Origin of the sequence: Kocuria sp. WN036, assembly GCF_002287015.1 — a bacterium.
Classification (GTDB): Bacteria; Actinomycetota; Actinomycetes; order Actinomycetales; family Micrococcaceae; genus Kocuria; species Kocuria rosea.
In genome coordinates, this window is the sequence record NZ_NSKF01000058.1 from 1 (window position 1) to 4191 (window position 4191).

Annotated in this window: 4 protein-coding genes and 1 pseudogene; 3 read left to right on the forward strand and 2 right to left on the reverse strand. The window is 78.6% G+C overall.

What is annotated here, in order from left to right:
• Together CK505_RS17925 and CK505_RS17930 are read left to right on the forward strand one after the other, a co-directional pair.
• The coding region (locus tag CK505_RS17925) for a glycosyltransferase family 4 protein (RefSeq protein ID WP_095651904.1) at nucleotides 1-993 on the forward strand (993 nt) is incomplete at its 5' end.
• On the forward strand, nucleotides 990-1856 hold the full coding sequence (locus tag CK505_RS17930; RefSeq protein ID WP_095651905.1) for a class I SAM-dependent methyltransferase: 867 nt from the start codon (nucleotides 990-992) through the stop codon (nucleotides 1854-1856). The genes CK505_RS17925 and CK505_RS17930, both read left to right, overlap by 4 nt.
• Here the strand turns inward: CK505_RS17930 and CK505_RS17935 are convergent.
• Nucleotides 1849-2616, reverse strand: coding sequence for a CDP-alcohol phosphatidyltransferase family protein (locus CK505_RS17935; protein ID WP_141246872.1), 768 nt, complete (start codon nucleotides 2614-2616; stop codon nucleotides 1849-1851). The genes CK505_RS17930 and CK505_RS17935 overlap by 8 nt on opposite strands.
• Nucleotides 2617-2709: 93 nt before the next feature.
• Between CK505_RS17935 and CK505_RS17940 the strand changes: the two genes are divergently transcribed.
• On the forward strand, nucleotides 2710-3600 hold the full coding sequence (locus CK505_RS17940; protein ID WP_095651907.1) for a lysylphosphatidylglycerol synthase domain-containing protein: 891 nt from the start codon (nucleotides 2710-2712) through the stop codon (nucleotides 3598-3600).
• A gap of 39 nt (nucleotides 3601-3639) precedes the next feature.
• Here CK505_RS17940 and CK505_RS17945 read toward each other — a convergent pair.
• A pseudogene (locus CK505_RS17945) lies at nucleotides 3640-4191 on the reverse strand (GTP 3',8-cyclase MoaA); the annotation flags it as partial.

Consider the following 4191-nt stretch of genomic DNA (forward strand, 5'->3'; position numbering starts at 1 on the left):
CCGGCCCCCGGACGGGCCGTCGCCCTCGACGGCCTCGTGGGGTGCGCGGCACCGGAGGCGGTCGACGACGCCGTGCGCTCCGGGCTGCCCGTGCACCTGCTCGTGCACCTGCCCCTGCCCGCCGAGACCGGGCTGGACCCCGCGGCCGCCACGGAGCTCGCCCGGCGGGAGGCTGCCGCTCTGGCCGCCGCCACCGGCGTGCTGGCGCCCAGCGCCTGGGCGGCCCGCGACCTCCTCCGCCGCTACGGCACCGCGGACGCCGTCGTGGCCGAGCCGGGGGCCGAGCGCGGACCGGTGGCCGCGGGGTCGCGCCCGCCGCGGCTGACCTGTCTGGCGTCCCTGACCCCGCGCAAGAACCAGGGCCTCCTGCTGGAGGCCCTCGCGCCGCTGACCGCCCTCGGCTGGACCCTCGACCTCGTCGGCCCCGAGGGCGGCCCCGAGTACGTCCGCACCCTGCGCGCGGCAGTCCGGGACCTCCCCGATCCGGGGCGCGTGCGCTGCCCCGGTCCCCTCGAGGGCGCCGCGCTGGCCCGGCAGTGGGCGCGCACCGACCTGCTGCTGCTGCCCTCCACGACCGAGACCTACGGCATGGTCGTCACCGAGGCGCTCGCCCACGGCGTGCCCGCGGTGGTCGCGGCCGGCACCGGCGCGGTCGAGGCCCTCGACGGCACGCCGGGGCCCCGGGGCGCGCCCGACACCGGTGTTCCGCCCGGCGCCGGCCTCCGGGCCGGTGCCGCCCTCGACCCCGCCGACCCGTCCGCCTGGACCGCGGTGCTGCGCGACTGGCTGACCGACCCCGCCCTGCGCGCGCAGTGGCGGGCCGCCGCACTGGCCCGCCGCGACCGTCTGCGCAGCTGGACGGACACCGCCCGCGACGTCCTCGCGGCGATCGGCCCGCACCTCGACCCGTCCTTCGACCCGTCCTTCGACCCGTCCGACGCCCTCGGACGCAGTCCCGACCACGACCCCGACCGCACCAGGAGACCGTCATGACGAACCACTCCGCCCCCGACCGTCCTGTCGCCGGCGACTGGCTGGCCCTGCGCGAGCCCGCCGACGCCGCGGCCCGCGAGGACTCCCTGCCGCTGATCGCCCGCATCGTGCGGCACTGGGAGCAGCTGCCGCCGGCCGCGGCCCCCGGCGCCGCGGACACCGAGCCGGTCGTGGTGGTGGACCTCGGCGCCGGGACGGGCGCGAACCGGGCCTGGCTCGCCCGGCACCTCCCCGGCCCCCAGCGCTGGATCCTGCTCGACCACGACCGCGAGCTGCTCGACCAGGCCGTGGCCGCCGCCCGGGCGGAGGGGGCCGACGTCGTGCCCGTCCTCGCCGGGGTCGAGGAGCTCGGCCGGGTGCTCCCGGAGCACCCGGCGGCCCGCCGGCTCGTGACGTGCTCCGCCCTGCTCGACCTGCTGACCCGGCAGCAGCTCCGGGACCTGGCCCGCGTGCTCTCCGAGGAGTCCGTCCCAGCGCTGCTCGCCCTGACCGTCGACGGCGAGGTCCTCCTCGACCCGCCCCACCACCTGGACCCCTCGGTGCTGGGGGCCTTCGAGGACCACCAGCACCGCGGCGAGCTCGCCGGGACCGACGCCGTGCGGCTGGCCGCGGAGGCCCTGCAGGAGCGCGGAATGGTCGTGGACGTGACGCCCACCCCCTGGTGGATCTCCGACCAGGCGTGGGCCCGGCCCCTCCTGGAGCGGTTCCTCGCCGACCGCGCGGACGCCGCCGTGGAGCACCGCCCGGACCTCACGGCCGAGGCCCACGCCTGGCTGCGGACCCGCCTGGTGGACTGCGCCCGCGGCCGGCTGCGGGCCACGGTGGGGCACGCGGACGTGCTCGGCCTGCCGCCCGTCAGCTGAGGCCGCGGGCGCACCGCTCCAGCCACAGCACGTCCCAGCCGAAGGACACCAGCAGCAGGACGAGCGCCACAACGGTGGCCGTGACGGCCAGCGGCAGCGGGATCAGGGGGACCAGCGCGCCGAGCAGGACGCCGCCCTGGATCCCCGCCACCACCCGCCGGTACGAGGAGAAGGGCAGCTCGCGGCGCCACGCCGGGCGCACTCGCAGGCCCAGCAGGAAGAGGTAGCGCAGGGCGCCGATCACCACCACCCACCACGCCTCCGGCAGCCCGATCCGGGCGGCGACCGCCACCGAGAGGAGCAGCAGCAGCACGGCGTCGACCTCCTGGTCGAACCGGGCCCCGGCGCGCGTGGCGGTCCCGGTGCGGCGCGCCACCCACCCGTCGATCCCGTCGAGCAGCCACGCGGGCAGCGCGACGGCGAACACGGCCCAGCACCAGGCGTCGGCGGGCCGGCCCCCGTCATGCCCCAGCACGGGGGCCAGCCCCAGGGGCAGGAGCGCGGCGGCCAGGGCGACGAGCACGGAGCGGCCCACGGTGACCCGGTCGGCGGGGCCGTAGGGCTCGCCGCGGCGGCGCACGGTGCTGCGCACCACCGCCCCGAGCACGGCGAGACCCAGCAGCACCGAGCACGCCAGCACGGGGAGCGCCGCGTCCGCCAGGAGGAGGAGCGCCGCGAGGGCGCCGCCCAGCACCGCGAAGGCGAGCAGACCGTCCCGGCGCGCCAAGGAGTGCGGGCCGGTGGAACGGGCCAGGGGCATGCGGTCGCCTTCCGCGTCGGGGGTCTTCATCCTGGGCGGGCCCGGCCCGCCGCGTCAATCCGGGCGGCGGCGGGCGGTGGCTAGACTGCGCCCATGCCCGCCGAGACCACGCCCGCCCCCACGCGGCGGCGGCCCGTACTCCGCGTGCTGCTCGCCGCCGGGCAGGCGGTGGCCGGGCTGGTCCTCCTCGCCATGCTGTTCCGCGTGCTCGGCACGGACGCGGTCCGCAGCGCCGTCGGGATCCTCACCCCCGCCACCGTGGCGCTCGCCCTGGGCGCCGGGCTCGTGGCCACCGCGGCCCAGGCCCAGCGCTGGCGGCTGGTGGCCCGCAGCCGGGCCACACCGATCGGCTTCCGGGAGGCGCTGGGCGAGTGCTGGGCGTCCGGGCTCGTCAACCTGCTGCTGCCCGGGGGCGTGACCGGGGACGCCGTACGGGTGCTGCGCCGCCGCCGGCGCGGCGACAGCTGGCCCGGCGCCGGCGGCTCCGTGCTGGGCGAACGGCTGGCGGGGACGTCCGTGCTCCTCGCGGCCGGGGTCGTCCCGGCCCTGGCGGTCGGCGGCTGGCTCGCCACGGTCCTCGGCCTCGGGGCGCTCGCCGTGGGGGCCGTCGCCTGGCGCTCCACGAGCGGCGCCCCGGCGCGGGACCGGGCCGGGGTGTGGGCGCTGTCCGTGCTCGCCTGGGTCTGCTACCAGGGGCTGTTCCTGCTGGCGGCCGTGCGCACCGCACCCCAGGAGACCCTGGCGAACCTGTGGGGGACCACCGTGCTGGGCCTCGCCGGGATGTCCGTGCCCGTCGGGGTGGGCGGCTGGGGTCCGCGGGAGGGGATCACCACCCTGGCCGCGATGGCCCACGGCCTGCCCGCCGGGACCGGCTTCGCGATCTCGATCGGCTACGGGCTGCTCGCCCTGATCTCGGCCCTGCCGGGAGCCGTGGTCCTGGTGGGCTGGCTGCTGCCCCGGCGCGCCGGTTCTCCCCGCGGCTGAGGAGCCGGTCGACCGGCGTCGGGAGGCCCGTGGTGCGCGTCAGCCTCCGATCGCGCTCATCGAGCGCTCCGGCTGGACGTAGTCGGGGGAGTCCAGGCCTACGTGGTCCATGCCGTGGGCGGCCGGTTTCGCCCACATCGCCGCCCGCCAGCGCTCGGCTAGCTGTCCGTCGGTGGCACCGGTGCGCAGCAGCGGCAGCAGCTCGACCTCCTCGTGGGAGAACAGGCAGGAGCGGATCCTGCCCTCGGCGGTGATCCGGGTCCGCTTGCAGTCGGCGCAGAATGGCTCCGTCACGGAGGCGATGACGCCCACCGTGCCCAGCGGCGGGTCCTGGGCGCCGGGGCGCAGAGCGGAGGCCGCGGCGGGGGGCGCCGCGGACGTCGCGTCCGAGGTCGCGCCGGAGTCCACGGGGGCGGCGCTGGCCGTGCGGGGGTGGACGTCCCACAGCTCGGCCGGGGCGCCCTCGCGCGGCCCCGGGTGCGGGGCCAGCCGGAACCGGCCGGCGAGCCGGTGGCGGATCTCGGCGGCGGTGACCATGTCCGCCCGGGTCCAGCCGTGGTCGGCGTCCAGGGGCATCTGCTCGATGAACCG